Annotated in this window: 16 protein-coding genes; 13 read left to right on the forward strand and 3 right to left on the reverse strand. The window is 73.9% G+C overall.

Annotation, left to right across the window (positions count from 1 at the left end; translation table 11 throughout):
• Window positions 1–106 precede the first annotated feature (106 nt).
• Genes ACIO9J_RS04645 through ACIO9J_RS04665 form a run of 5 tightly spaced genes read left to right on the forward strand, consistent with a single transcriptional unit; the run spans window position 107 to window position 12,725 of the window.
• The gene (locus tag ACIO9J_RS04645) at window positions 107–988 is read left to right on the forward strand and encodes a DUF4132 domain-containing protein (protein WP_401992410.1); all 882 of its coding nucleotides are present in this window, start codon (window positions 107–109) and stop codon (window positions 986–988) included.
• Entirely contained in the window at window positions 985–5,970 is a 4,986-nt protein-coding gene (locus ACIO9J_RS04650; protein ID WP_401992412.1) for a hypothetical protein, read from the forward strand. The genes ACIO9J_RS04645 and ACIO9J_RS04650 overlap by 4 nt, the downstream gene beginning before the upstream one ends.
• On the forward strand, window positions 5,967–7,118 hold the full coding sequence (locus tag ACIO9J_RS04655; RefSeq protein WP_401992415.1) for an AAA family ATPase: 1,152 nt from the start codon (window positions 5,967–5,969) through the stop codon (window positions 7,116–7,118). The genes ACIO9J_RS04650 and ACIO9J_RS04655 overlap by 4 nt, the downstream gene beginning before the upstream one ends.
• A complete protein-coding gene (locus tag ACIO9J_RS04660; protein WP_401992418.1) occupies window positions 7,105–10,716 on the forward strand; it encodes a DUF5682 family protein in 3,612 nt (1,203 codons plus the stop codon). The genes ACIO9J_RS04655 and ACIO9J_RS04660 overlap by 14 nt, the downstream gene beginning before the upstream one ends.
• Window positions 10,713–12,725, forward strand: a complete 2,013-nt coding sequence (locus ACIO9J_RS04665; RefSeq protein ID WP_401992420.1) for a hypothetical protein — start codon at window positions 10,713–10,715, stop codon at window positions 12,723–12,725. The genes ACIO9J_RS04660 and ACIO9J_RS04665 overlap by 4 nt, the downstream gene beginning before the upstream one ends.
• Before the next feature lie 31 nt (window positions 12,726–12,756).
• Here ACIO9J_RS04665 and ACIO9J_RS04670 read toward each other — a convergent pair whose 3' ends face one another.
• The 3 genes from ACIO9J_RS04670 to ACIO9J_RS04680 all read right to left on the reverse strand — a co-directional run bounded on the left by ACIO9J_RS04670 (window position 12,757) and on the right by ACIO9J_RS04680 (window position 16,543).
• Window positions 12,757–13,620, reverse strand: a complete 864-nt coding sequence (locus tag ACIO9J_RS04670) for a transporter substrate-binding domain-containing protein (RefSeq protein WP_401992422.1) — start codon at window positions 13,618–13,620, stop codon at window positions 12,757–12,759.
• 74 nt (window positions 13,621–13,694) lie between these two features.
• The gene (locus ACIO9J_RS04675) at window positions 13,695–15,305 is read right to left on the reverse strand and encodes a M81 family metallopeptidase (RefSeq protein WP_401992425.1); all 1,611 of its coding nucleotides are present in this window, start codon (window positions 15,303–15,305) and stop codon (window positions 13,695–13,697) included.
• Window positions 15,302–16,543 (reverse strand): ROK family protein, encoded by a 1,242-nt coding sequence (locus ACIO9J_RS04680; protein ID WP_401992428.1) that lies wholly within the window; start codon window positions 16,541–16,543, stop codon window positions 15,302–15,304. The genes ACIO9J_RS04675 and ACIO9J_RS04680 overlap by 4 nt, the downstream gene beginning before the upstream one ends.
• Before the next feature lie 206 nt (window positions 16,544–16,749).
• Between ACIO9J_RS04680 and ACIO9J_RS04685 the strand changes: the two genes are divergently transcribed.
• The 8 genes from ACIO9J_RS04685 to ACIO9J_RS04720 all read left to right on the forward strand — a co-directional run bounded on the left by ACIO9J_RS04685 (window position 16,750) and on the right by ACIO9J_RS04720 (window position 26,500).
• Window positions 16,750–18,591, forward strand: coding sequence for a peptide ABC transporter substrate-binding protein (locus ACIO9J_RS04685; protein WP_401992431.1), 1,842 nt, complete (start codon window positions 16,750–16,752; stop codon window positions 18,589–18,591).
• A complete protein-coding gene (locus tag ACIO9J_RS04690) occupies window positions 18,588–19,547 on the forward strand; it encodes an ABC transporter permease (protein WP_401992434.1) in 960 nt (319 codons plus the stop codon). The genes ACIO9J_RS04685 and ACIO9J_RS04690 overlap by 4 nt, the downstream gene beginning before the upstream one ends.
• Window positions 19,544–20,449, forward strand: coding sequence for an ABC transporter permease (locus ACIO9J_RS04695; RefSeq protein ID WP_401992437.1), 906 nt, complete (start codon window positions 19,544–19,546; stop codon window positions 20,447–20,449). The genes ACIO9J_RS04690 and ACIO9J_RS04695 overlap by 4 nt, the downstream gene beginning before the upstream one ends.
• Before the next feature lie 16 nt (window positions 20,450–20,465).
• Window positions 20,466–22,547 carry a dipeptide ABC transporter ATP-binding protein gene (locus ACIO9J_RS04700; RefSeq protein WP_401992440.1) on the forward strand — a complete coding sequence of 694 codons (2,082 nt, stop codon included), beginning with the start codon at window positions 20,466–20,468 and terminating at the stop codon, window positions 22,545–22,547.
• A complete protein-coding gene (gene mmuM / locus ACIO9J_RS04705) occupies window positions 22,544–23,563 on the forward strand; it encodes a homocysteine S-methyltransferase (RefSeq protein ID WP_401992443.1) in 1,020 nt (339 codons plus the stop codon). The genes ACIO9J_RS04700 and mmuM overlap by 4 nt, the downstream gene beginning before the upstream one ends.
• A gap of 109 nt (window positions 23,564–23,672) precedes the next feature.
• A complete protein-coding gene (locus ACIO9J_RS04710) occupies window positions 23,673–24,758 on the forward strand; it encodes a WD40/YVTN/BNR-like repeat-containing protein (RefSeq protein ID WP_401992446.1) in 1,086 nt (361 codons plus the stop codon).
• Window positions 24,759–24,791: 33 nt separating this feature from the next.
• Complete coding sequence (locus ACIO9J_RS04715; protein ID WP_401992449.1) at window positions 24,792–25,469, forward strand: uracil-DNA glycosylase; 678 nt, start codon at window positions 24,792–24,794, stop codon at window positions 25,467–25,469.
• On the forward strand, window positions 25,466–26,500 hold the full coding sequence (locus tag ACIO9J_RS04720; RefSeq protein ID WP_401992452.1) for an N-acetylglucosamine kinase: 1,035 nt from the start codon (window positions 25,466–25,468) through the stop codon (window positions 26,498–26,500). The genes ACIO9J_RS04715 and ACIO9J_RS04720 overlap by 4 nt, the downstream gene beginning before the upstream one ends.
• Window positions 26,501–26,537 lie beyond the last annotated feature (37 nt).

The following is a 26,537-nucleotide window of genomic DNA, read 5'->3' on the forward strand; positions in this document are numbered from 1 at the left end:
CCCACCGGTCCGAGGCCCCCTCTCCCCACCGGCTGGAAATCGATTGTCAGACCCCTCACCTACTGTGATCGACAGAGCAGGCAAGAGGTCCGGGAGGGGTCCTGACATGGGCTGGGTCGAAACAACGGGTGGGTACGCGGTCACCCTGGACGGCACTCGGGTGCGGTGCAGGAACGCCGCGGGCCGTGCGCTGAAGCAGGTTCCCGCCAAGCTCCGCGACGACGCGGAGGTGGTGCGGCTGCGCCAGCTCGCCGAATGGCTCGAACGGCACGAGCACGAGTGCCGTTCCCAGGTGGACGCCTGGCTGGTGCGCTCGCTGCCCGTCCCGGTCGGGCTGCTCGCGCGGGTATGGCCCGACGAGGCCTGGCAGGGGGCACTGCGGGACCTGGTCGTGGCGCCGGTGGGCGCGGACGGCAGGGCCGAGGCGGACCGTGCCGGATTCCTGCGCGACGCCGACCCCGAGCGCGGCCTCGGCATCGTCGACCTGGACGGCGACTCGGTCCGCCTGGACTGCGAGCAGGTCCTGATCCCGCACCCGGTGCTCCTCGAAGACCTCGACGACCTGCGGGAGTTCGCGACGGAGCTCGGCGTCGAGCAGGGCTTGGAGCAGCTGTTCCGGGAGGTCTGGCAGCGCCCGGAGACGGCCGGGGGCACCGCCCTGGAGTGGGGTGCGTACGCCGACGCGAAGTTCGAGGAGCTGCGGCACGCGACCGCACGCGCGGTGTCGTACGGCTACCGCGTGCGCGGGGGCTACGCGATCTGCCCGCTCACGGAGGACGGCCGCGCCCTGGAGGCGGCGTACTGGATCGGTGACGACTACCCGGAGGCCGAGGCGTACACCGGCGGCCTGGAGTGGCGGGTCGACGGCGGGCGGCGGCTGCCGATCGGTGAAGTGGGCCCGGTGGCCTGGTCGGAGGGGCTCCGCATGGCCGCTTCGGTGTACGCGGGCCGTGTGGTCAAGAACGAGGACGAGGAGGGGGAGCTGTGAGCGCGGAGCAGCGGCTGCTGGAGGCGGGTGCGGTCCTGCCGCCGCTCCGGGACCGGGCGCGGACGGATGCGGAAGCGGCGTCCGGGGACACCGGCAACGCGCCCGCGGAGGGGGACACGCTGACCGCGCGGGCGTACGGACACCCGGTGCTCGAAGGGCGCACGGTGGTCCGGCTGGTACCCGAGGCGATCGGGCCCGCCGAGGATCTCGCCCTGGAGTACCTGGGCTTCGGCGGCGGCACCTCGACGACGGTCGGCCGGGTGCGCCGCCGCTCGCTCGGCTTCCCGGCCTGGGCACTGGTCAACGACCCGGCGAACGGGCGGCACGCGCTCGCCGTGGTCAAGGAGATGGAGCGGCTCGCCCGCCTGGTGACGAGCAAGCCGGGCCAGGCCAAGGAGGGCTTCGACGAGATCGGGGACCGCCTGGACCGTTCGGTGCCGCACTTCCTGCCGACGTACTACGAACAGGTGGCGCGGCTCTTCCTCGCCGCCGAGTCGCGGCAGCACGCCTCAGTGTTCTTCGGGAAGGCGCGGTCGGCCGAGCAGCGGCACGCGCTCGACATCGACGAGGCGCGGCTGCGCGAGGTGTTCCTGGAGTTCGCGGGGGCGGGCGCGCTCAGCGGCAAGGTACTGCGCGAGCACGCGAAGGGCCTCGCCGCACGGCTCTCGGGACAGGAGGCGTACGAGCAGTTCAGGACGCTGTCGTCGCAGCGGTGCGCGGCGGGCATCGCGCCGTACGCCGGCATGCTGGAGGACCTGCGGCGCCTCGCGCGCGGTGCGGGGCTCACGGCGCGCGCCGAGGAGATCTCGCTGCTCGCGGAGATCATCCACTCCGGTGCGATGACCCGCGCGGCGGGCAGCTTCTGGAAGTCCGCGCTGCCCGCGCTCGCCGAGCTCGCCGCGGCCGAACCCGCGGTGCGGCGGCGGCTGTTGACGCTCATGCCGACGGCGGGCGGCGACGCCACGGAGGCCTTCGACGAGGCGTGGCTCGCGCTGCTCGACACCTGCGGGGCCGTCGGCCTGCTCCTCGACGGATCGGTGGGCGCGGCCGAGTGGCTCGGCTCCTGGGCGCGCCACCGTCAGCGCGGCTGGCGCCAGTCGGCCCGGCTCTCCGCCGAGCTGGCCCTGGTGGAGCGCCTCGCGCCGAGGCTGATCGCGGACGGCACCCCGGTGCCCCTGGTGACCGACGAGGGCTGGCGTTCCGAGGTGGACCTCGATCTGCTCGATGCCGTCCTCGCGGCGGGAGTTCCGGTCGCCGACCCACCGGCGAGCGCGGAGAACCTGGAGCTCAGGAACTGGCTGGAGGACGACGGCGAGGGCCGCAGGGACCTGGTGGCGGTCACCTCGGACGCCCGTTTCGTGCCGCTCCTGCACAAGGCGGTGGAGAGCCTCTCGCTCGCCGACGGCCCCGCGGCAGTTCCCTCCGCGCGCCTGGCCAGGCTCGCCGAACACCCGGCGCTGCGTACGGTGCTCGCGAGCTGGCTCGCCGACCGCGCCGCGGATCTCGCGCGCCCGGTCGGGCTGCCGGGACTCGACGAACTGCTGCGCGGCGTCGCGCGGTTCTCCAAGCCGTCGGTGCTGGCCACCGCGCCCGAAGCGGTCGGCCGCATCGTCTCCTTCGACCTCGCTCCCGTCCTCGCCAGGACGCTGCGCGCGGGCATCCTGGACGAGCTCGGCTGGCCCGCGCTCGACGAGGCCGTCGAAGCGCTCGGTGACCCCGCCAAGGCCGCGGCCCACCCTCCGCAGTGGTCCTCTTCGTACGGGGACGGGTACAAGTGCGCCGACGCCTGGCCCGCGTTGGTCGTCCGGGCCGGCACCCGGGCCGTGCTCGCCGGCCCCGACGGTGTCCTCGAACAGCGCACGCTCACCCTGCCCGCGAAGACCTCGCAGCACGGCGAGCCGACGGTGCGCTTCGTGGACGGCCAGTGGCTGGTCGCTTCGGGGTACGGCAACGAGCGGCGGGCCACCTGGTCGGGGAACCCCGCCGACGTGTTCAAGCCCGCGGGCCTCCAGGACGGCTGGTACCACGCAGGCACGGTCTCGCTCCCGCTGCCCGGCGGCGGCCGCAGCTACGGCGCGCGGCCCGTGCACCCCGGCGACACCTCCTTCGCCGAGCAGCGCCGTGAGATCGCGTCGGACGGCGTCTCGTACTGGGTGCTGCACGAGGACCGCTGGCACGAGTACGACCCGGCTTCGGCGCGCCGCGGCCGCGCCAGTGTGCCCGCCTTCTTCGACTCGGCGCTCGCCGGGACCGGAGCCGGTGCGGCAGACGGGACCTCCGACGTGCCGGGACGCGGCACGCGCCTCGCCGAGAAGGCCTGCCGTCTGCTGCCCGTCCAGGCGGGCCTGGAGGGTTCGCCGTTCGGCAGCAAGGACGGGCTGCTCGGCTGGTGGGTGACGTACGACGAGCGGGCAGGGACCCACACGGCCTGTTCCGTCGACGGCAGCCAAGGCCCCGCGACGGGCGACGGCCTGCCCGCGGCGCCGCTGCGGCTGCCCGCGGGTGCCGTGCTGCACCCCGTGCGGCAGGGCTGGAACAACGCGGTGGTCGAGCTGCGCGACGCGGACGGCGTGCCCGTCGCCCGGGTGCTGACCGGCGACCGGGGCAGCGCGTACTCGGCGGGCACCCGGTTCGTCCCGCCGCTCTGGTACTGGCACGCGCTGCGGCCGCGTGACGAGCGGGGCTCCGCCGCGCTGCGCGCCGTGACCGACGCGGACGCGGCCGCGCTGCTCGCGGCCGTCAAGGGCGGCGAGCGGCCCGAGGCCGCCGTGGCCCGGCTGCTGCCCGCGCTCACCCATCCCTCGCTGGCGCGGGGCGTAGCTGGTCTGGTCGAGGAGACCGCGCGCTGCGCCAAGCGGATCGCCACGCTCGCCGAGCACGCCGACCGGCAGGGGGCACGGGAGCAGGACACCGCACGGGTGCGGCACGCCTTCGACGGTGTGCTGCGCGCCGCGACGCAGGGCCTGACGGGCTCGCGGCACTTCTCCACCACGTTCCACTACGGCCGCGACGAGCAGGCCGCGACCGCCGTGGAGCAACTCGCCGCGTTCGGCCGGGTGGTGGGGGCCGGCACCCCCGCGGGCAAGCTGGGCCTCTCCGGAACGGCCGTGGCCTGGCTGACGCTGACCGGGCCCGGCATGACGGCACTCGCCGTCCGTGCCGCCGCGCCGACCACGGACGACGCGCACCGGGCGGCGCTCCTGGAACTGCTCGACGCGGTCCTCGCGGTGCGGGCCGACGACGACTCGGTCCTCGTCGATCCCCGCGGCAGGCTGCGCGTGGTGGAGCTCAAGACGTCGCGGTCCGCGCGCCCCGAGCGCGTGGGCGAGGTCCTCGTCTCCGGCGAGCGCCGCATGCTGATCGTCTCCTGCCAGCGGGTGGACGGCGACGACGCGTACTGGAACGGCATCGAGTACGACCCGGCGGGCGCGTTCGGCGCCTGGGACGGCTTCGCCCTCACCTCGGCCGAGGTGCACGGCACCCCGGACGCTCCCCGCCGAGCGCCCGCGCTGCGCCGACTCGTCGCACTCGTACGGGAGCGCGGGCCGCTGCCCTACCGCCCGGAGCAGGCACAGGAGTTCGCCGAGCGGGCCGGTGTCAGCCCGGTGGCCGGCGCCCTGCTGCAACTCGGTCTTCCGGGGCTTCGGGGGTACGGGCGGGATACCCTGCTGCCCGCCGAGTACCTCAAGCCGCTCGGCGCCAAGAGCGCGGAGGCGCGGGCCGCCCGGAGCGTGCTGGAGGACATCGAGGCCGGACAGCTCCAGGCGTTCACGGCCGCGCTCGTCCCGAGCGACCCCGAGCGCGTCGCCGATCTGTGGAGCACCGGCTTCGATCTCGACGACGCGGCCGGGCTGTGGGTGGACGTGCGCGGCAGGCACCGTGTCGCGCCGCCCGAGCTGGTCGGCCTGGTCGTCGGCGAACTGGGCCCCGGCCCGGTCCTCGACCACGTCCTCAACCCCGGCACACGTCCCGAACTGACCGGCCGCACCGAGCAGAAGCTCGACGACGGACTCAAGCCGGTGGACGCCGACGCGCTGCTCACGGGCTCCGCGCTGGTGTCGTACGTGGCCACGCTGCGCTGGCTCGCCTACCGCCTGCCGTACGGCGATCCGCTGCGCGCCGTGCTGCCCGAGACGCTGCGGATGCTCCGCGAGCGGCTCGCCGACCCCGGGCTGCTGCTCGATCTGCGGGTCAGCTGGGGCACGGACGGCAAGGCCACGGGTGAACGGGTGCGTGAAGCCTTCGGTCTCGCCGCGCGCGGCGGCGCCGACGACCGGGAGTTCGTCACCGCCGGTCCCGCGATCGTGCTCACCCCCATGTCGTACCGCCACGAGTGGGACGCGGTGTGGGTGCGCCCCTCCGCGCTCCTCCCGAGTGCGGGCGAGGACGCGGGACCCGACCACCCGGCGCTGCGGCTGCTCGCCGGGCTCGCCCGAGAATCCGAGCCGCTGACGGCCCTGCGCACCCTGCTCGGTGCGGAGTTCACCGCGCTGCTCACGGCGGACGGGCCGCCGGGGGCCCCGCAGCATCCGCTGATCGGCGCGCCCGAGGCGGTCGCCGCCGTGCGCGAGCGGCACGGGCTCTCCGAGGACGCGGCCGTGCTCTATCTGATGGTCCTCGCGCTGCCCGACCCCACGGACCGCCGCCAGGCGGCGTGGACCGGCTGGAAGTCGGCCCGGCTGAAGAAGGCAAGGGCCGAACTGGCCGCCACGGACCTGGTGGTGGAGGCCAAGCGCGCCCGCGCGGGCCGTTCGCTGTTCCTGCCGGGCGGCTGGCTCGACCTCAAGGCGCCGTATCTGCCGATGGAGAGCTGGAAGACACCGCTGCTGCCGCTGACGGGCTCGCGTGCCGTGGTGCCGCACCACACGGTGCCCGAGCTGTACGCGCGGACGTGGCAGCGGGTCGTCGACGGCGACGAGCCGGGCTACGAGGAGTTCAAGGAACGGAGCGGCCGAGGCGGCCGGGGCGGAGGCAGGCGATGAAGCGGGACGACCTCGGTGGGCGGCAGATGGAGCTGCCCGAGGACAGATTCGCCGGGGAGCTGGCGTTCCTCGCGGCGTACGACGACGGGCCGCGGCCGCCCGGCTGGCGGCTCACCCCGCGCGCGGTGGTGGTCTTCGTCTGCGGTTCGGACGGCGAGCCGCTGCGGTTCCCTGACGGGCGCCAGCTCGTCGTGGAGCGGAAGTTCGTGGGCGACCGGCAGCTCGTGGAGCGCTGCGTGGTGACGCTCGCGGGCGAGCGCGGACTGCTGCTCGTCGGCGAGCCCGGCACCGCCAAGTCGATGCTGTCGGAGCTGCTGGCCGCCGCCGTGTGCGGCACCAGTGCGCTGACCGTGCAGGGCACCGCGGGCACCACGGAGGACCAGCTGCGGTACGGCTGGAACTACGCGATGCTCCTCGCCAAGGGCCCGAGCCGCGAGGCGCTCGTGCCCTCGCCGGTCCTGACGGCGATGTCGCGCGGGGCGGTTGCGCGGGTCGAGGAGGTCACGCGCTGTCTGCCCGAGGTGCAGGACTCGCTGGTGTCGCTGCTCTCCGAACGCCGGGTCTCGGTACCCGAACTGGCGGGCTCCGACGGAGACGGCGCGGGGGACGGCACGGTGCACGCGGTGCCGGGATTCACCCTCATCGCCACGGCCAACCTCAGGGACCGGGGCGTCTCGGAGATGTCCGCCGCCCTCAAGCGCCGCTTCAACTTCGAGACGGTCGGGCCGATCGGCGACCTGGAGGCGGAGACGGACCTCGTGCGGCGGCAGGCCACGGCGGCGCTGGCCCGCTCCGGCGCCTCCTTCGCCGTGGACGACACCGTGCTCGCAGCGCTGGTCACCGCCTTCCGCGACCTGCGCTCCGGCCGCAGCGCGGAGGGCTGGGAGGTCGAGCGGCCCTCGACGGTCATGTCGACGGCGGAGGCGGTCCAGGTCGCCACGTCCATGGGCATCGGCGCCGCGTATCTCGGCGACGGCAGGGACGTCGCGCGCACGCTGCCCGGCCATCTCCTCGGCACCGTGCGGAAGGACGATCCGGCCGACCACGCGCGGCTGCTCGGCTACTGGGACGGCCCGGTGCGGCGCCGTGCGGAGAGCGGCGCGGGGCTGTGGCGCACCTTGTGGGAGCTGCGTGATGACCTCGGCTGAGGCGGACACCGGCCACGCGCCCGGGGAGGCGCTTGCCGCGCTGGCCGGGTGCCGTGCGCCGTCGCTGATCGGGGTGCGGCACCACTCCCCCGCGCTGGCGTCCGCGATGCCCGAGCTGCTCGCGGCGGCGGACCCCGAGGTGTTGTTCGTGGAGCTGCCCGAGGAGTTCGGGCCGTGGCTCGGGCACCTCGGGGACCCCGCGACCGTGCCGCCGGTGGCACTCGCGGGGACCGGCGCGGCGGGCGGCCCCGTGTTCCTGCCGTTCGCGGAGTTCTCACCGGAGCTGGCCGCGATCCGCTGGGCGCGCGGGGCGGGCGTGCCCGTGCTGCCCTTCGACCTGCCGCTGGCGGCACGGGAGGCGGAGTCCGCGCGGGACGACGCCTTCCCTCCGGTGCCCGAGCGCGGAGGCACGGCGCCAGAGGCGGGCCGGCTCGTCGCCGCGCTGCGTGCCGGATCGGGCCTGCGACCCCAGGACGACCTGTGGGACCGCCTCGTCGAATCGGCGGCGCCCGGCGGCACGGCGGAGGCGCTGCGCAGGGCCGCGCTCCTGGTCGGCTGGGCGCTGCGGACGGACACCGGCGAGGTCTCGGCGCACGACCTGGCACGCGAGGCGCACATGCGCCGCAGGCTCGCCGAGCACGCGGGGCGCCGCGCCGCGGCCGTGGTGGGCGCGTTTCACGCCCCCGCGCTGGTCGGGCGCGGGGAACCGGGCGCCGGGGCGGACGGCGACAGCGCGCCGGGCGGGCACACCACCACGTCGTACGGCACGACGCACATCACGGCACACGTCACGTCGTACGACTCCGAGGTGACCACCTCGCTCGTCCCGTACTCCTATCCGCTGCTCGACGAGCGGTCCGGGTATCCGGCGGGGATCCGCGATCCCGAGTGGCAGCACGGGGTGTTCCGGGCCGGGGGCGAGGCCGGGCGGATCGACGAACTGCTCACCGTCACCGCCGTGCGGATCTGCGCAGCCGTGCGCGCGGCGGGGCACCCGAGCGGGCCCGCCGACGCTCGCGAGGTCGTGCGGGTCGCCAGGGACCTGGCGACGCTGCGCGGGCTGCCCGCCGCGGGCCGGGGCGAGCTGGCCGAGGCCGCGCAGACCGTACTGACCCAAGGGCAGCTCCAGGGGCGGGGGCGGGTGGTGGCCGCGGCCATGGAGGAGGTGCTCGTCGGCGACCGGCACGGGCGGCTCGCCCCGGGGACGCCGCGCTCGGGCCTCGGACCCGCCGTGGAGGCACGGCTCGACGAGCTCTCCCTGCCCACCCCCGACTCCCCCGCCCGCCGCGAGCTGCGCCTGGACCCGCTCCGCTCCGAGCTGGACGCGCGCCGCGAGGTCCTGCTGCGCCGCCTCGCCGTCTGCCGGGTGCCGTACGGGGAGGAGGGCCAGGTCGCCGGCGTGGGCGAGACGGCGGCGCTCACCACGCGCTGGACGGTTCAGTGGAAGCCGTCCACGGCCGCGATGCTGGAGGTCACCGGGATCCACGGCGTGACGCCCGAGCAGGCCGCGGCCGGTGTGCTGCGGCGCCGCCACGCGACCGACGTGCGGCACGGCGGTCCGACCGCGGCCCAGGTGCTCACGGCCCTCGCGGACGCGGCCGGTTGCGCGCTGCCCGAGCTCGCGGCCGAGCTCCTCGAAGAGATGGCCGACCTGCTGCCCGCGTCCGGGACGCTGCCCGAACTCATCGCGGGCCTCGACCTGTTGGGCCGCGTCGGCGCGGGCCGGCTGCCCGGTCTGCCCGTGGACTGGTGTGCAGGCGAGATCGCCGAAGCGCGCGAGCGGCTCGGCGCGGCGGGCGTGCGCGCGCTCGACGGCCTCGCGGGCGCCACGGAGGTGGACGACGCCCGTGCGCTGGTCGATCTCGCGCTGCGCGCCGCCGACGAGGGCGGCGGGCTGCGGCTCGCCGACGCGCTGGCCAGGCTCGACACGGACGGCACCCCGCTGATCCGGGGCGCGGCGGGCGCGGCGCGGGTGCTGCTCGGACAGCGGGCCGCCGAGGACTTCGGCACGCGGCTCGCCTCCCGGGTGGACGGCGCGGTCACGCCCGAACTGCGGTCGGACCTCGGCGCGTTCCTGCGGGGCACGCTGGTCGCCGCGGGCCCGCTCCTGGAGACCGCGCGGGCCCTGCGGCCCCTCATGGAACGGGTCGAGTCCCTCGCCGACCGCGCCTTCGTCGACCGGCTTCCCACGCTGCGGTCCGGCTTCGACGCGCTGTCGCCCGCCGCACGCGCGCGGATGCTCGCGGCCGTGGAGGACCGCACGGGTCACTCCGCGGACGCCCTCCCCGCCACGGTCGCCGACCCGGCCCTCCTCGCCCGCCTCGCCGAGGCCGACCTGGCGGGACGCGAGGCACTGGCGCGGGCGGGGATCGCGGTGCCGACGCCCGGAGGTTCCGGAGCACCAGCTGTCGCCACGAAGGGCGCGGGCGACGGCCCACGCACACCCGCGCCGGCGATTCAGGAGCAGGACACTTCCCTCGTCCTGGGAGCCCATGAGCGCTGGCGGCTCCTGCTCGGCAGGGCCCGGGGGCTGACCGGCAGGGCGGGCCGGATGGCCACCGCCCTCGACGAGTTGTACGGGTCCGGGCGCGGCGAGGGGTCCCGGGGCGAGGACGGTACGCCCGGGTCCGGGGGCGGCACGGAGGCGTCCTTCCCTGATGTGCGCGGCTGGTCGGAGGAGTTGGCCGCGCTCTTCGGACCGGGCATCCGTGAGGAGGTCCTCGCCTCGGCGGCCGAGGCCGGGCGCATCGACGCCGCGGCCGAGCTCGACCCTGCGTCGGCACGCCCCTCGGTGGAGCTGCTGCGCACGGTCCTGTCGTACGCGGGAGGCATGCCCGAGTCCCAACTCGCCACACTCAGACCGCTGGTGGCCCGGCTGGTGAAGGAGCTGACGGAGACGCTGGCGCACCGTCTGCGGCCCGCCGTCACCGGCTTCGCCCATCCCCGTCCGACGTCGAGGCCCGGCGGCCCGCTGGACCTCGCCCGTACGCTGCGGGCCAATCTCGCGACCGCGCGCCGCGACCCGGCCACGGGCGCGGTGACGGTGCTGCCGGAGCGGCCGGTGTTCCGTACGCGGGCGCGCAAGGCCGCGGACTGGCGGCTGGTGCTCGTCGTGGACGTGTCGGGCTCGATGGAGGCGTCGACCGTCTGGTCCGCGCTCACCGCTTCCGTGCTCGCCGGAGTGCCCGCGCTCAGCACGCACTTCGTGGCGTTCTCCACGGAGGTCATGGACCTCACCGATCACGTGGACGACCCGCTCGGGCTGCTCCTCGAAGTGCGGGTCGGCGGCGGCACCAGCATCACGCGCGGACTGCGGCACGCCCGCACCCTCGTCACGGTGCCGTCCCGCACGCTGGTGGTGCTGGTCAGCGACTTCGAGGAGGGCGGACCCGTCGGACCGATCCTGTCGGAGGTGCGCGCGCTCGTCGACGCGGGCTGTCACGTACTGGGCTGCGCCTCGCTCGACGACGAGGGGCGCCCGCGCTACTCGGCGGGTGTGGCGGGGCAGTTGGTGGCCGCGGGCATGCCGGTCGCGGCGCTCAGCCCACTGGAACTGGCCCGCTGGGTGGGCGAACGCTTGGGAGGTACGGCCCGGTGACAGAAGTACGCGAAGAGGCGGAAGGGCCGAAGGGGCTCGGTGTGACAGGCTCGGCGGGGCTGCCTCCGGTGGCACCCGACGTGTGGGCCGCCGCGCTCGATCCCCTCCCCGCGCGGCTGCGCAAACGTGCCGACGCCACCGTCGCCAAGGCCGCGTCCTGGCCGGTCGACGTCAGCAGGGACGGTGCGGGCGTCGTGATCCGGGCCGTGGTCCGGGTCGACGACGACACGACGGTGACACTGACCGCCACGGCCGGTGTCATCGCGACTGCGGACGACGCGACGTGCACATGCCTGCTGGCACCGGCCTGCCTGCACCGGGCCGCGGTACTGTCCCTCGCACCACTGGCGGAGGCGGGGGCGGGGGCGGAGTCCGTTTCCGAGGCGGAAGCCTTGGCAGACAAGGACGTTGCGGACGCGGAGGCCCCGGCTGACATGACGGGTCCGGAGACCCCGGCACACTCCACCCCCGGCCCGAGCAACAGCACCAACTCGGCCCCGGACCCGGACCCGGACCTGGCCGTGGACCCTGACCCCCCAAAGCCCCACCACCCCCTCACCCCACCCCAACTGACCGCATCCCACACCCTCTTGACCGCCACCACCGAGATCCTGGTCGCCGGCATCTCCGGAGCGGGAGCGGTCCACCGGGCGCGGCTCCTGCACGCCGCGCACGCCGCCCGGATCGCGGGCCTGCACCGGGCCTCCGCGGCGGCCGTCCGCGTGGCCCGGCTCCTCGGCGAGGCGGCCACGGGCGACCCCGGCTTCCGGTTGTCCGGACTGACGGCGGAACTGGCGGAACTCCTCGGCACCACAAGGACGTTGACACACCCCGGCACCGGCGATGCCGACCCCTCCCTCATTGGCACCGCCCGCCGCCCCTACCGCCCCGAGCGCCCGCTGCGCCTGTACGGCCTGTTCACCGAGCCGGTGGTCACCGCGTCCGGGTACGCGGGAGTGGTCACCCACGCCCTCGCGCCCGAAGGCGGTCTGCGTACCGTGCCGGACGTGGCGCCCGGCGGACCGGAGCGGGTCGGCAGGGCGGCGGGCTCCGCCGTGCCCGGCGCCCGCGCCCTCTCGCTGCGCGAGCTCGGTGACGGCGGCGGGGCGATCCTCACCGCGCCGACGGTGTCGCGGGACGGCAGGATCGGCGGCGGCGGCAAGGTGCGTTCCGTCCCGGCCCCGGGCACCACCTGGCACGACGATCCGCTCGACGCACTGTGGCAGCGCGCACCGCATGCGCAACTGACGGATGCGCTCGCCTGGTTGGACACTCCCGCCGATGAGCGAACGACCGCGGGCGGCGACCTCCTCTTCCTGCGCGGAGCGGTCACGGCGGGCGGCGACCTCGCCGTCGTCGACGGTCCCGTCCTGCGTCTGCTCGCCCCGGACGAGCGTCCGGAGCTGCCGTACGCCGAGAACCTGCGTCTCATCGCCGCCCGCCACGGCCTGCCCGTCCGTGTCATCGGCCGGGCCGCGCCGGACAGGCCCGGTGGGATCCTCGTCCTCGCGGCCGCCTGGCCCGGTCGCGACGACACGCTGTACCGCGCGGACCTGGGCCTGCGCCGCCTGGACCGTACCCACTTCCCGAGCCAGCCGCCCAGGGCGGCCGAAGCTGATCCGACCGCCACCGGGCCCACCGAGCCCCCGGCACTCCCCATGGAACTCGGCGTGCTCCGCCGCGCCGTGGACCGCGCCGTGGCGGGCGGTCGTGCCGTCGCCGCGCTGGACACCGGGGGCGAACTCCCGCGCAGGCTGAGGGCGGTGGGGCTCGCCACCGGGGCCGCCTGTGCGCAACGGCTCACCGACGCCGCGGCCGACCGCCGCCACGACGTGCTCGGCCGGCTGCTCCCCGCCGATCCGCGCGCCTACGCCGAGGCGTGGCTCGCCACCGCCCGCTATGCGCGGGCCGCGTCCACGTCCCTGCTCACGGCGGCGTGGGAACCGCGTCCGCCGAATCCTCAGGAGGTGCCGAGGAATCCTCAGGAGGTGCCGACGCGACGGCAGTAGACCGGTGCGGGCGCCCGCCGCGCGCCCCGGCTCACTTCATCCACTCGTCCTCGTACCGCGCATACGTGCCGTCGTGCGTGGCGAGGTGCACGAACTGGTCGACGTACTCCTTGAACTGGTCGTCACCGCGCGGCGTCGCGTACGCCTTCTCCGAGAAGGTGAAGGGCTTGTCGGGGTGGAGCGAGCACAGTTCGGGGTGGATCTTCGACTGGTAGAGCGTCTCGCTCGCGTCCGTCATCATGACGTCCGCGCGGCCCTCGATGATCTCCTTGAAGATCGTGGTGTTCTCGGGGTGGAGCTTGATCGTCGCCTGCTTGATGTGCGCGCGGGCGAACTGTTCGTTCGTGCCGCCGGGGTTGACGACGACGCTCGTGCCCGGCTTGTCGATGTCCGCGAGCGCGCCCGCGCCGAACTTGCCCTTGTCGGCACAGCGCACGATCGGCGTCTTGCCGTCCTCGCGCGTGGGCTCGCTGAAGTACACCTGGCGGGCGCGCGGCAGCGTGATCGAGACGCCGCCGACACCGATGTCGCAGCGGCCCGCCGCGACGTCCTTGGTCAGGTTCGCCCAGGTCGTGGCGACGAACTTCGGCTTCGCGTCCAGGCTCTCGGCGAGGTCGCGCGCCATCGTGATGTCCACGCCGCTGTATGTGCCATCGGCGGGGTCGAGCTTGGTGAAGGGGGCGTAGTCGCCGGTCGTGCAGACCTTCAGGACGGCCTTCTTCGGGACCGAGTCGAGGAGGGTCCCGTGGTGCCGGTCCGGCCGGGCGCCCGACCGGGCGTCGCCGGGGGCAGCCGCCCCGGTGTCCGCGCGCCGGCCCGCGTCGGGGGACGCGGGCGCGGCGGCGGTGACGGCGAGCAGGCAGACCAGGGCGGTCAGGGTGGCGGCACGCTTCACGGGGGCTCCTCTGCGCGGTGGGCGGCTCGAAGGGATCACCTTCGCAGACCCGTTCCCGCGGCTGAACCCCCTTCTCACCTGGCGAGCGGCCCGCCGAGCCAGCCGGTGAGCGAACCGGCGAGCGGCGCGAGGCGGACGGGGGTGAGGTCGGGCGCGCCGCCGTCGTACGCGTCCTCGTCGAAGGGGTACAGCGGCCGTTCGACGCGGTGGTGTCCCAGCCGCGGCAGGTCCTGGTCGACGCCACCGGGTGTGAGGGCGAGCAGCCAGTCGGCCGCCATGTCGTGGAGCTCGGGCTCCAGGTAGCCGATCTTGACGACCACGAGATCGTACGTGCGGGGGTCGATGCCCAGGCCGCCGTGCTCGGGACCCATGAAGTCGGCGAGGGTGTGGAACGGCTTGCGGCGCTCGACGAGGATCACCGTGAGGCCGCCGCAGCGCACGGCCGCCATGTCGACGCCGCGGTCGTACGCGCCGCCCTCCGCGCGGTCACGCTGGTCGGTGGCGCGCTGCAACGCCACGACGGTGCCGGTGAGTTCGTAGGGGCCGCCGTGGTTGCTGTCGACCTTGCCGCCGACGCTCAGGGTGACCTCGGCGCCCACCCCTGCCTCGAAGCAGCGGGCGACGGCGACCGGGTCGGTGATGCCGGGGTGGACCGCGGTGACCCGGCCGGTGCGGACGTCCTCGTTCTCCAGGAGCTTGCCGAGCATGTACGCGAGGTCGCCCGCGCCGCCCGCCGTCGGGTTGTCGCCCGAGTCGCTGATCAGGAAGGGGCGCTTGTCCGATGCGACGGCCTTCTCGATGCACTCCTGCGCGCCGCCCGTGGGCCCGACGAAGACGAAGTCGCGCCGCGCCTCCCAGTAGCGCCGGGCGAGCTTCTCGGCCTCGGCTGCGGCGAGTTCGGCGTTCTCGCCGGTGACGACGATCGCGGCCTTGCAGCGCGGCTCGTCGGCCCAGGCGTAGCCGACCCACATCGCGGCGTCGAGGATGCCCGGCAGCCGCTCGACGTCGGCGAGCGAGGCGTAGAGGGACTTGGCGGGCTCCAGGCGGGTGCTGGTCTTCTCACCGGGCAGCAGGACGGGGACCTGCACCCAGGCGCGGTGCGGCCGGGTGCCGTCGAGGAGGCAGCACACGAGGTTGCGGGCGGCGCGCTCGCGGGTCTCCCAGGCGTCCTCGTGCGGGGCGAGGCGGTGGGCGGTGAGCAGGTCGATCGGCTCGGCGAAGCGGCGCGACACGTTGCCGTGCAGGTCCATGGCGGTGGAGATCATGGGGCGGCCCCTGCCGTCCGGGGTGCCCACGAAGTCGAGGGCCGCGCGGACCGCCTCGGTGAGGTCGGCCTCGGCGTCGGTGAGGCCGACGACGCTCATCGCGCCGTGGATGTCGTAGACGAGTCCGTCGAGCGGGCCCGCCTCCCGTATGCGCGTGACGAGTTCGTCCTTGAGCGTGAGGTACGACTCCGCTTCCACCGGGCCGCCGGGCAGCGAGGTCGCGTGCAGCAGGGGCACCCATTCCACGGCGTCGGCGAGGTCAGAGTCCGCCCGCGTCCAGGTGTAGCGGTCCAGGAGGTCCTGGCCGCGGGTCTGCCGGAAGTCGTCGGCGGTGGAGCGGTGCGGGCAGAACGTGGACGACTCGATGCCGATGCCGCCGATGCCGACGCGCAGGCGGCGGTGGTTCGCGGAGGGGGTCATGCGGGTGCGCTCTCTTCCTGGGATGCGGAGGCCGCGGATGCGGGGGCTGCCGGGGAGGTGGGGGCCGTCGGGGAGGTGGGGGCCGCCGGGGAGGTGGGGAGGTGGGGGCGCAGCGCGGTGAGGCCCGCACCGAGCAGGCCCGCGTCGACGCCGGTCACGGTGGTGGTGATCTCCAGGTCGGCGGTGGCCAGCGGCAGGCAGCGCTCGTAGAGGACGCCGCGCACGGCGGCGACCAGCGGCTCGGCGGTGGCGAGGACCCCGCCGAGGGCCACGGCCTGCGGGTTGAAGAAGTTGACGACGACCGAGAGGACGGTGCCGATGTGGCGTCCCGCGGTGCGCACCAGGGTGGTGGCCTGCGGGTCGCCGTCCGCGACGAGACGCAGCAGGTCCGTGGTGTCGGCCACCTCGACGCCCTGCCCGGCCAGTTCGCGGATCAGCGCGGCCCCGCTGGCGACGGTCTCCAGGCAGCCGATGTTGCCGCAGCTGCACGGCCGGTCACCGGCGGCGTCGACGCGGACGTGGCTGATGTCGCCGGCGCTGCCGTTGGCGCCGTCGTGCGGGCGGCCCGCGGAGATGATGCCGCTGCCGATGCCGCGGCCCGCCTTGACGACGACCAGGTGGTCGAGTTCGGGGCGCCCGACGCGGTGCTCGCCGACGGCCATCATCGTGGCGTCGTTGTCGACGGTCACGGGGATGCCGAGCCGCTCGGCGAGGACGTCGCGGAGCGGGTAGCGGTGCCAGCCCGGCATGCGGGACGGGCTCAGGACGCGGCCGGCCCCCGGCTGGACGGGGCCGGGGAAGGCGACGCCGAACGCGCGCACCGTGCGCCCCTCGGCGCGCTGGCGGGCCACGAGGGCGTCGGCCTGGCCGCAGAGCCAGCCGACGGCGGACTCGGGCCCCGCGGTGATGTCGTGCGGCAGGTCGACGGCGTCCGTGACGGTGCCACCGGCGTCGACCACGCCGAGCCGCGCGTGATGGCTGCCGAGGTCGGCGGCGAGGGCGACGCCGCCGTGCGCGGCCACCCGGAGCAGGCGTGGCCTGCGCCCGCCGCGCGAGGCGCCCTCGCCGGACTCGGTGAGCAGCCCGGCGTCGACCAGCTCCTGGACCCGCAGGGAGACCGTCGAGGGGGCGAGGCCCAGCTCGCGTACGAGATCGGCCCGGGAGGTGGCCGCCCCCGAGGAGACCAGGTGCACGATGTGCTGCGCCGAACCTGGCTCGCCGAGTGGTGTTCCGGCCATACCGCCCCCATTTACTTCGAAGCTTTCGTTCGAGAACGATACGAACTCTAGGTTCGGTCGAAGCAAGTTGGCTAGCCCTATCGGATTTTCCTCTTCTTGCCGAACGAAGCTATTGACTTGTTTTTCACCTGCGGCCTAGCGTTCGGGCGCCGCCCCGTCGTTCTCCGGCACGGGGCCGCCCACGTATCCCTTGGAGGCCCATCGCCATGCGCTCATTCAGGTCCACGGCGGCAGCCCTGGTCGTCCTCGCGGCGGCGCTGACGGGCTGCACCCGCGAGGGCGGCCGCATCGACATGGGCCCCACCGGCGGCACCCCGGTCGAGGGCGGCACCGCGACCATGGCGCTGCCGCCGGCCGCGACGCCCAACTGGATCTTCCCGATCGGCGCGCCCGGCTACGGCGCCTCGTACAACTACGGGATCCAGTCGCTGCTCTTCATGCCGGTCTACGACGCCGTGCAGGACAAGGCGAAGGGCGAGCTGACCACGCACGGCCCGAGCACGCTCGGCCTGGAACCGAAGTACAGCGACGGCAACAGGACCGTGACCGTGCCGCTGCGCGAGGGCGTGAAGTGGTCCGACGGGAAGCCCGTCACCGCACGTGACCTGGAGTTCTGGTTCCACCTGGTCAAGGCCAACAAGGCGGACTGGGGCAACTACTCGGTCGGCACGATGCCCGACAACGTCAAGCGCTTCGAGACGCTCGACGACCACACCGTGCGGCTGCACCTGACGCGCGCGTACAACCCCGACTGGTTCACCGCCAATCAGCTGACCCTGATGCGGGCGCTGCCCCAGCACGCCTGGGACGCGAAGACCGACGGCGGGAAGATCGGCGACTGGGACCGCACCCCCGCGGGCGCCAAGGCCGTCTTCGCCCGGCTCACCAAGCACGCCAAGAGCCTCGGTTCGTACGGCTCCGATCCGCTCTGGAAGACCGTCAACGGCCCTTGGAAGCTGGCCGGTTGGCGTGACAGCGGCCAGGTCACCATCGTGCCGAACGAGAAGTTCACCGGTCCGAAGGCGGAGCGCCCGCACCTCGACAAGGTCGTCTTCAAGCCCTTCACCACGGCCGACTCCGAGTACAACGTGCTGCGTTCGGGCGGCGTCGACTACGGCTACATCCCGCCGTCGGTGATGGCGCAGAAGGAGAAGTTCGAGGACAAGGGGTATCGCGTCGACCCGTGGGAGGGCTGGGCGGCGACGTACATCGTCTACAACTTCAACTCCACCCACGCGGGCCCCCTGATGAGCCAGCTCTACATCCGCAGGGCCATGCAGCACCTCGTCGACCAGAAGGCGATGAGCGACGTCATCTGGCAGGGCAGCGCGACGCCGACGCTCGGTCCCGTCCCTGTCACGCCGAAGAGCCAGTACCTCTCCAAGGCGATGGAGCGCGATCGCTACCCCTTCGACGTGGCCGAGGCCAGGCGGCTGCTCGCCGAGCGCGGCTGGCGCACCGACGACGGCACCGCACGCTGCGTACGGCCTGGCACGGGCGACGACGAGTGCGGGGCGGGCATCGACAAGGACGACCCGCTCGAACTCACCCTGCTCTCCCAGTCGGGGTCGACCGAGACGACGAACATGATGCAGGAGCTGAAGTCGTCGCTCTCCAAGGCCGGTATCCAACTGACCGTACGGCAGCAGCCGTTGAACTCCGTCCTCGGCAACTCCGTACCGTGCAAGGCCAAGGACCCCGGCTGCGACTGGGACATGTCCTTCTTCGGCACCGCGGGCAGCTGGTACTACCCGCTCAACCCCAGCGGCGAACAGCTCTTCTCCACCGGCGCGTCCGCCAACTTCGGCAACTACAGCGACAAGAAGGCCGACCGCATCATCCGGGGCGTGCAGTACTCCCCCGACATGAAGGCCGTGCACGAGTACGGCGAGTACCTCGCCGACCAGCTGCCCGTGATGTGGATGCCCAACCCGGCATACCAAGTCTCGGTGATCCGCAACGACTTGCGCGGTGTCGACCAGAACCCGACGGTCACCTTCGCGCCCCAGCACTGGTACTACGTCAAGAAGAAGGGGGCCGAGAAGTGACCGGCTTCACCGGCTTTCTGGTCAAGCGTTTCCTCCAGGCGATCGTCGTCCTCTTCCTGGTGTCGGTCATCGTCTTCGTGCTCCTGCACCTGCTGCCCGGCGGCCCCGCGCGCGCCATCCTCGGCCCCAAGGGCACGCCGCAGCAGATCGAGCACTTCAACCACCAGCAGGGGTACGACCGTTCGCTGCCGATGCAGTACGTGATGTATCTGAAGCGGCTGCTCACGGGCGACCTCGGCGAGTCCTTCAAGCTCAACTCGCCGGTCTTCGAACTGCTCAAGCAGCGGCTGCCCAAGACGCTGCTCCTGACGGTCCTGTCCACCGCGCTCGCCGTGCTCATCGCGGTGCCGCTCGGCCTGCTCCAGGCCGTGCGGCGCGGCAAGGCGTCGGACTACGCCCTCACGGGGCTCGCCTTCCTGCTGTACGCGACGCCGGTGTTCTTCCTCGGCCTCATCATGATCATCCTGTTCGCGCAGGTCATGCCGGTCTTCCCGGCCGAGGCCCCGCAGGGCGAGACCATCGGTGAACTCCTGCGCGACGCGAGCGGGTTGGTGCTCCCCGTGGTCACCATGGCGTTCGGCATCATCGCGATGTTCAGCCGCTACATGCGCTCGGCGGTCCTCGACAACCTCACCGAGGAATACGTCCGCACCGCGATGGCCAAGGGCCAGTCGAGCCGCCGGATCATGGTCAGGCACGTCCTGCGCAACGCGCTGATCCCGCTGGCCACCCTGCTCGGCCTCTATCTGCCGACCCTGTTCAGCGGCGCCCTCGTCGTCGAGTCGATGTTCAACTACCCCGGCATGGGGCTGCTGTTCTGGAACGCGGCGCAGGGCTCCGACTTCCCCGTACTGCTCGGCGTGACGCTCGTCGTCGGTGTCGCCACCGTCGTCGGCTCACTGCTCACCGACGTCCTGTACGCCGTCCTCGACCCCCGGATACGGAGCGTGGCATGAGTACCGCGGTCACCCCTGGCATCGCCCCCGGGCAGGAGGAAGCGGCGCGGGCCACCCCCTCCCTCGCCCGCCGCACGCTCCAGGTCTTCACCGGCAACAAGCTCGCCCTGACGGGCGTCGTCGTCCTGGTGCTGCTGCTCGCGTTCAGCTATCTCGGCCCGCTCCTGTACGACACCGAGCAGGTCCACACCGACCTCTCCCAGGCCAACCTCCCGCCCGGCAGCTCCGGCCACCTCCTGGGCACCACCGACCTCGGCTACGACATGATCGGCCGGCTGATGGTCGCCGGTCAGACGTCGCTCGAAATCGGCCTGGCGGCAGGCCTGTTGGCCACCCTCTTCGGCACCGTGTACGGCGCCGTCGCCGGATACTTCGGCGGCTGGGTCGACGCCACGATGATGCGGATCACCGACGCGGCGCTCGCCATCCCCGCGATGTTCCTGCTCGTCGTGGTCGCCGCGATCATCACCCCCAGCAAGGGCGTCCTGATCGTCATCATCGCCTCGGTGGCCTGGCTCTCCCCCGCCCGCCTGGTGCGCGGCGAGGCCCTCTCGCTGCGCAACCGCGAGTACGTCCAGGCCATGCGGATGATGGGCGGCGGCGGTGCGCGGGCCGTCTTCAAGCACATCGTGCCGAACGCGATCGGCACGGTCATCGTCAACTGCACGTTCCAGATCGCCGACGCGATCCTCTACGTCAGCTACCTCGCCTTCCTCGGGCTGAGCATCCCGCCGCCGTCCGCCGACTGGGGCTCGATGCTGTCGGCCGGCATCACCTACACCCAGAACGGCTACTGGTGGCTGATCTTCCCGCCGGGCATCGCGATCGTCCTGGTCGTCGCCGCGTTCAACTTCATCGGTGACGGGCTGCGGGACGCCTTCGAAGTACGGCTGCGGAAGTAAAGGGAGCCCCGTAGACATGACCCAGACACCCCACACACCCCAGACGGCCGAGCCCCTGCTCACGATCGACGACCTGCGCGTCGACATCACCTCGCGCGAGCGCACCGTGCACGCCCTGGACGGCGTCAGCCTCCAGCTGGCCCCCGGCGAGGCCCTCGGCATCGTCGGCGAGTCCGGCTGCGGCAAGACCATGACGGCGCTCAGCGTCCTCGGCCTGCTGCCGCCCGGCGGCGACATCACCGGCGGACGCGTCCTGTTCGACGGCCAGGACCTGGCCGCGGCCCCCGCGCCCGTCCTCCAGGACGTCCGCGGCAACACCATCGGCATGGTCTTCCAGGACCCGCTGACCTCCCTCAACCCGACGATGACGATCGGCGCGCAGGTGGCGGAGCCGCTGCTGCTGCACCGCGAGGGGATCACGCGGAAGGAGGCCTGGGCGCGCGCCCAGGAGATGCTGCGCCTGGTCGGCATGCCGCAGCCCGCCGAGCGCATGAAGGCCTATCCGCACCAGCTGTCCGGCGGCATGCGCCAGCGCGTGGCGATCGCCATGGCCCTGGTCTGCGAGCCGAAGCTGCTGATCGCCGACGAGCCGACCACGGCGCTCGACGTGACGACGCAGCACCAGATCCTGGAGCTCGTCGACGATCTGCGCGAACGCCTCGGCATGGCGATGATCCTGGTCACGCACGACCTCGGGGTCATCGCCAACCGGGTGGACCGGGTCGCGGTGATGTACGCGGGCAAGGTCGCCGAACAGGCCGACGTACAGGACCTGTTCGCGCGTCCCAGGCACCGCTACACCGAGGCCCTGTTCGCCGCGCTGCCCGAGCGCGCGGCAGGGCGCGGCACGGAGCTGCACACCATCCCCGGTCTGCCGCCGAACCTCGCCGTGCGCCCCACCGGCTGCCGCTTCGCGCCGCGTTGCTCCTTCGCCACCGACACCTGCCGTACGGAGGAGCCGCCGCTCGCGGACGACGCGGCAGGGGGCGCCGGGCACCGGTTCGCCTGCTTCCATCCGGTGCCGGACGAGGTCACGTCCCCCGACGAGGTGGTGGCCCCCGCGGTGGTCCCCGCGCCCGCGGCCCCCGGTGACGTACTCCTCGAACTCGACGGGCTGGTCAAGGAGTTCCCCCTCAAGGGCGGCGCGTTCTCGCGCAGCCGCGGCACGGTCAGCGCGGTCGGCGGGGTGTCCCTGCGGATCCGCAAGGGCGAGACGTTCGGCATGGTCGGCGAGTCCGGCTGTGGCAAGACCACGCTGGGGCGGATCGTCGCGGGCCTGGAGGAGCCGACCGGTGGCGCGGTGCGTTTCGAGGGGCGTGACCCCGCCGGCCTGTCGCGGGCCGAGCGCCGCGCGCACCGGCGCCGCGTCCAGCTGATGTTCCAGGACTCCACCGCCGCGATGGATCCGCGCATGCGCGTCGGCGAGATCCTGCGCGAGCCGCTCGTCATCCAGGGCGTCGGCGACCGCGCCCACCAGGAGGAACTGGTCGGCGAGCTCCTCGACGCGGTCGGCCTGCCGCGCGGCGCCGTGCACCGCTACCCGCACGAGTTCTCCGGCGGCCAGCGCCAACGCCTGGGCCTGGCACGCGCGTTGACGCTGTCGCCCGATCTGGTGGTCGCCGACGAGCCGGTGTCCGCGCTCGACGTGTCCGTACAGGCGCAGATCCTCAACCTGATGCGCGACCTCCAGCGCGAGCGCGGCCTGACCTATCTGTTCATCTCGCACGACCTGGCGGTGGTGCGTCATCTGGCGGACACCGTCGGCGTGATGTACCTGGGCAAGCTGGTCGAGTCGGGGCCCGCCGAGCAGGTGTACGCCCAGCCGCTGCACCCCTATACGCGAGGGCTGCTCGACACGGTCAACGTGCCGGACCCGACGGCCGCCGCGCGCACATCGGATGCCGGGCGCACCCCGCTGGAGGGCGAGACGCCGTCCGCCGCGAAGCCCCCTTCGGGCTGCCGCTTCCGCACCCGCTGCCCCCTCGCCCAGGAGGTCTGCGCCACGACCGAGCCGCCGGTCAGCACCCCGAACGGGGCGGGACACCAGGTCGCCTGCCACTTCCCGCTCGCCGCACCTCGGCTAGCGTCGGCTCTGTGAAACTCGCAGACGCCTTCGCGCGCCGCCCCGTCGTGCTGGACGGCGGCCTGGCAGGACAGCTGGAGGCCGCCGGGCACGACCTGGCCGACGCCCTGTGGTCCGCGCGGCTGCTCGCCGACGAGCCCGCCGCGATCGAGGCGGCGCATCGCGCGTACTACGCGGCGGGCGCCGACGTCGCGATCACCGCGAGCTATCAGGCGACGTACGAGGGGTTCGCGCGGCACGGCATCGACGCGGCCCGCACCACCGATTTGCTGCGCCTGAGCGTGGAGTTGGCGCGCCATGCGGGAGCCGACGCGGGCCGGGAGGTCTGGGTGGCCGCGTCGGCGGGGCCCTACGGCGCGATGCTCGCGGACGGCTCCGAGTACCGGGGTCGGTACGGCCTTGGCGTGGACGAACTCGAACGCTTCCACCGGCCGCGCCTGGAGGCCCTCGCCGGGGCGGCCCCCGACGTGGTCGCCCTGGAGACGGTCCCCGACACCGACGAGGCGCGGGCGCTGCTGCGGGCGGTGCGCGGGCTCGGCGTGCCCGCCTGGCTGTCGTACAGCGTCACGGGCGGCTTCACGCGCGCGGGCCAGCCGCTCGCGGAGGCCTTCGCGCTCGCCGCCGACGCCGACGAGGTGATCGCGGTCGGCGTGAACTGCTGCGATCCGCGCGACGCGGACACGGCGGTGGCGCTCGCCGCGCGGATCACCGGCAAGCCCGTGGTGGTCTACCCCAACAGCGGGGAGCACTGGGACGCGGCGGCCCGCGCCTGGCGGGGGCCTGGCACCTTCTCGGCGGGCCGGGTCACGGGCTGGCGGGCGTCGGGGGCGCGGCTGATCGGCGGCTGCTGCCGGGTGGGGCCCGCGACGATCTCGCAGGTGGCCGCCGAGCTGTCGCGGGAGGGGGCAGAGCCGCCGCGGGAGCGGGCAGAGCTGTCGCGCGAGCGGGCTGAGCTGTCACGGGAGCGGGCAGAGCTGTCGCGGGAGGGGGCTGAGCCTTCGCGCGAGCGGGCGCCCGGCACCGGTCCCTGATCCGGGACACGGCGCTGACCTGCACGGACACCGACTCCGGGGGTGGTTGTCAGTGCCGGGGTGCAGACTGACCGGTACCTGAGACAACGACGTCCCGGAGGTGGTCGGCATGTCCGACATCATCCTGACCGTAGGTACCCGCAAAGGCCTCTTCATCGGCCGCAGGCGCGGTGGCGCCTGGGAGTTCGACGACAGCCCCTACTTCAACGCGCAGGCCGTGTATTCCGTCGCGATCGACACCCGCGGCCCGACCCCGCGCCTGCTCGTCGGCGGCGACAGCGCGCACTGGGGCCCTTCCGTCTTCCACTCCGACGACCTCGGCGCGACCTGGACCGAGCCGTCGAGTCCCGCCGTGAAGTTCCCCAAGGACACCGGGGCCTCGCTGGAGCGCGTGTGGCAGCTGCACCCGGCGGCCGCCGAGCCCGACGTGGTGTACGCGGGCACGGAGCCGGCCGCGCTGTACCGCTCGGAGGACCGGGGCGAGAGCTTCGCGCTCGTACGACCGCTCTGGGAGCATCCCACCCGCTCCAAATGGGTCCCAGGAGGCGGCGGCGAGGGCTTGCACACGGTCCTCACCGACGCCCGCGACCCGCGCGCGGTGACCGTCGCGGTGTCCACCGCGGGAGTGTTCCGCACGGTGGACGGCGGCGCGAGCTGGACCCCGTCGAACCACGGCGTCTCCGCCGTCTTCCTGCCCGAGTCCGACCCCGAGTTCGGCCAGTGCGTGCACAAGGTCGCGCGGGACGCGGCCGACCCCGACCGGCTGTATCTGCAGAACCACTGGGGCGTGTACCGGAGCGACGACGCGGGCGCCAACTGGACCGACATCGGGGACGGACTGCCCTCCGACTTCGGCTTCGCGGCGGTCGCCCACCCGCACCGCGGCGGCACGGCGTACGTCTTCCCGATCACCGCGGACAGCGACCGGGTCCCGGCCGACCGCAAGTGCCGGGTCTACCGCACGGCCGACGCGGGCACGACCTGGGAGCCGCTCAGCGCGGGCCTGCCCCAGGAGGACCACTACGGCACCGTGCTGCGCGACGCCATGTGCAGCGACGACAGCGACCCGGCGGGAATCTACTTCGGCAATCGCAACGGGGAGGTGTACGCGTCGGCGGACGACGGCGACAGCTGGCGGCAACTGGCCTCGCACCTGCCGGACGTGCTGTGCGTGCGGGCCGCGGCCATCGGTTGATCGACCGCCCCGTTACGGCAGTAGGGTGACGCCGTGGCACCACGACCCTTGCATGAAATCGTCGAACCCGGCTGGGCCAAGGCCCTGGAACCGGTGGCCGGACGGATCGCCGCGATGGGCGACTTCCTGCGCGCGGAGATCGGCGCGGGACGCACCTATCTCCCGGCGGGACCGAACGTCCTGCGCGCCTTCCAGCAGCCCTTCGACGACGTCCGCGTCCTGATCGTCGGCCAGGACCCCTATCCCACCCCCGGTCACGCGGTGGGGCTGTCGTTCTCGGTCGCGCCCGAAGTGCGGCCGCTGCCAGGCAGCCTCATCAACATCTACCGCGAGATGAACAACGACCTGGGCCTGCCCCCGCCGTCGAACGGCGACCTCACCCCCTGGACGCAGCAGGGCGTGCTGCTGCTCAACAGGGCGCTGACCACCGCCCCGCGCAAGCCCGCCGCGCACCGCGGCAAGGGCTGGGAGGAGGTCACCGAGCAGGCGATACGGGCGCTCGCCGCGCGCGGCAAGCCGCTGGTCTCGATCCTGTGGGGCCGTGACGCACGCAATCTGCGGCCGCTGCTCGGGCAGTTGCCGTCCGTGGAGTCCTCGCACCCCTCGCCGATGTCGGCGGACCGCGGCTTCTTCGGTTCGCGCCCCTTCAGCCGGGCCAACGACCTGCTGGTCCAGCAGGGCGCGCAGCCGGTGGACTGGCGACTGCCGTGACACCGGCGGCCGGCGGCCCCGACGCGGACAGGGCCCTGGTCCTCGGCGTCGACTCGGGCGGCTCCGGGCTGCGGGCCGGGCTCGCGGTGCCGAGCGGCGCGCCTGGTGCCGGGGTGCGCGGTGACGGGGTGCGCGGTCCCGCCCCCGTGCGCTCGGCGGAGCCGGTGCGCACCGGTGTGCGAGGCATCGACGCCGAGCACTTCATGACGCAACTCCTGCCCATGGCAAGGGAGTTGCTCGACCGCGCGGGCGGCGGCCGGATCGTGGCCGTCGGCATCGGCGCGGCGGGACTCGCGACCCTGGGCGACGACCTGCGCGCCCGGCTGCCTGCCGCGCTCGAACAGAGCCTGGGCGTACGCCGCGTGGCGCTCGCCGCGGACGCCGTGACCGCGTACGCGGGAGCGCTCGGCGACCGCCCCGGCGCGGTCGTCGCCGCGGGCACGGGCCTGATCGCGATCGGTACGGACCTCGCCGCCTGGCACCGCGCCGACGGCTGGGGACATCTGCTCGGGGACTGCGGCAGCGGCGCCTGGATCGGCCGTGCGGGCCTGGAGGCGGTGATGCGGGCGCACGACGGCAGGGACGGCGGCTCCAAGGCGCTGCTCGGCCGCGCCGAGGACCTGTTCGGGCCGGTGGCGGGCCTGCCGGCCCAGCTCTATCCCCGTACCGACCGGCCCGCCGTCCTCGCCTCGTTCGCGCCGCACGTGGCCGCCTGCGCGGCCGACGACCCGGTGGCGCGGGACATCCTGTGCGCCGCGGCACGGCACATCGCGCAGGCCGCGGCCGCCGTCTGCCCGGCGGAAGGCGACTGCGAAGTGGCGCTGACGGGCGGCCTGTTCAAGCTGGGCGAGGCGCTGACCGGGCCGCTGGACGAGGAACTGACGGAGCGACTGCCACGGGCCGTGCGGGTTCCCGCCGCGGGCGACCCGTTGGACGGCGCGTTGCGCATAGCCGCCGATATCGCCGCGAACCGGCTGCGACTGCCGCGGGATCCGCGCATGCTCACCGTCCCCGGTGAAGACGACAGTTGACCTCTACGTAATTCATCAGACAAAAACGGACTTATAC

Source organism: Streptomyces sp. NPDC087300 (assembly GCF_044744425.1).
Classification (GTDB): domain Bacteria; phylum Actinomycetota; class Actinomycetes; order Streptomycetales; family Streptomycetaceae; genus Streptomyces.

Excerpts from the sequence above, each read along its gene's own strand:
- ACIO9J_RS04645 (WP_401992410.1), top strand. The coding sequence starts at position 107 with ATGGGCTGGGTCGAAACAACGGGTGGGTACGCGGTCACCCTGGACGGC.
- ACIO9J_RS04655 (WP_401992415.1), top strand. The coding sequence starts at position 5,967 with ATGAAGCGGGACGACCTCGGTGGGCGGCAGATGGAGCTGCCCGAGGAC.
- ACIO9J_RS04660 (WP_401992418.1), top strand. The coding sequence starts at position 7,105 with ATGACCTCGGCTGAGGCGGACACCGGCCACGCGCCCGGGGAGGCGCTT.
- ACIO9J_RS04675 (WP_401992425.1), bottom strand. The coding sequence starts at position 15,305 with ATGACCCCCTCCGCGAACCACCGCCGCCTGCGCGTCGGCATCGGCGGC.
- ACIO9J_RS04680 (WP_401992428.1), bottom strand. The coding sequence starts at position 16,543 with ATGGCCGGAACACCACTCGGCGAGCCAGGTTCGGCGCAGCACATCGTG.
- ACIO9J_RS04685 (WP_401992431.1), top strand. The coding sequence starts at position 16,750 with ATGCGCTCATTCAGGTCCACGGCGGCAGCCCTGGTCGTCCTCGCGGCG.
- ACIO9J_RS04695 (WP_401992437.1), top strand. The coding sequence starts at position 19,544 with ATGAGTACCGCGGTCACCCCTGGCATCGCCCCCGGGCAGGAGGAAGCG.
- ACIO9J_RS04700 (WP_401992440.1), top strand. The coding sequence starts at position 20,466 with ATGACCCAGACACCCCACACACCCCAGACGGCCGAGCCCCTGCTCACG.
- ACIO9J_RS04710 (WP_401992446.1), top strand. The coding sequence starts at position 23,673 with ATGTCCGACATCATCCTGACCGTAGGTACCCGCAAAGGCCTCTTCATC.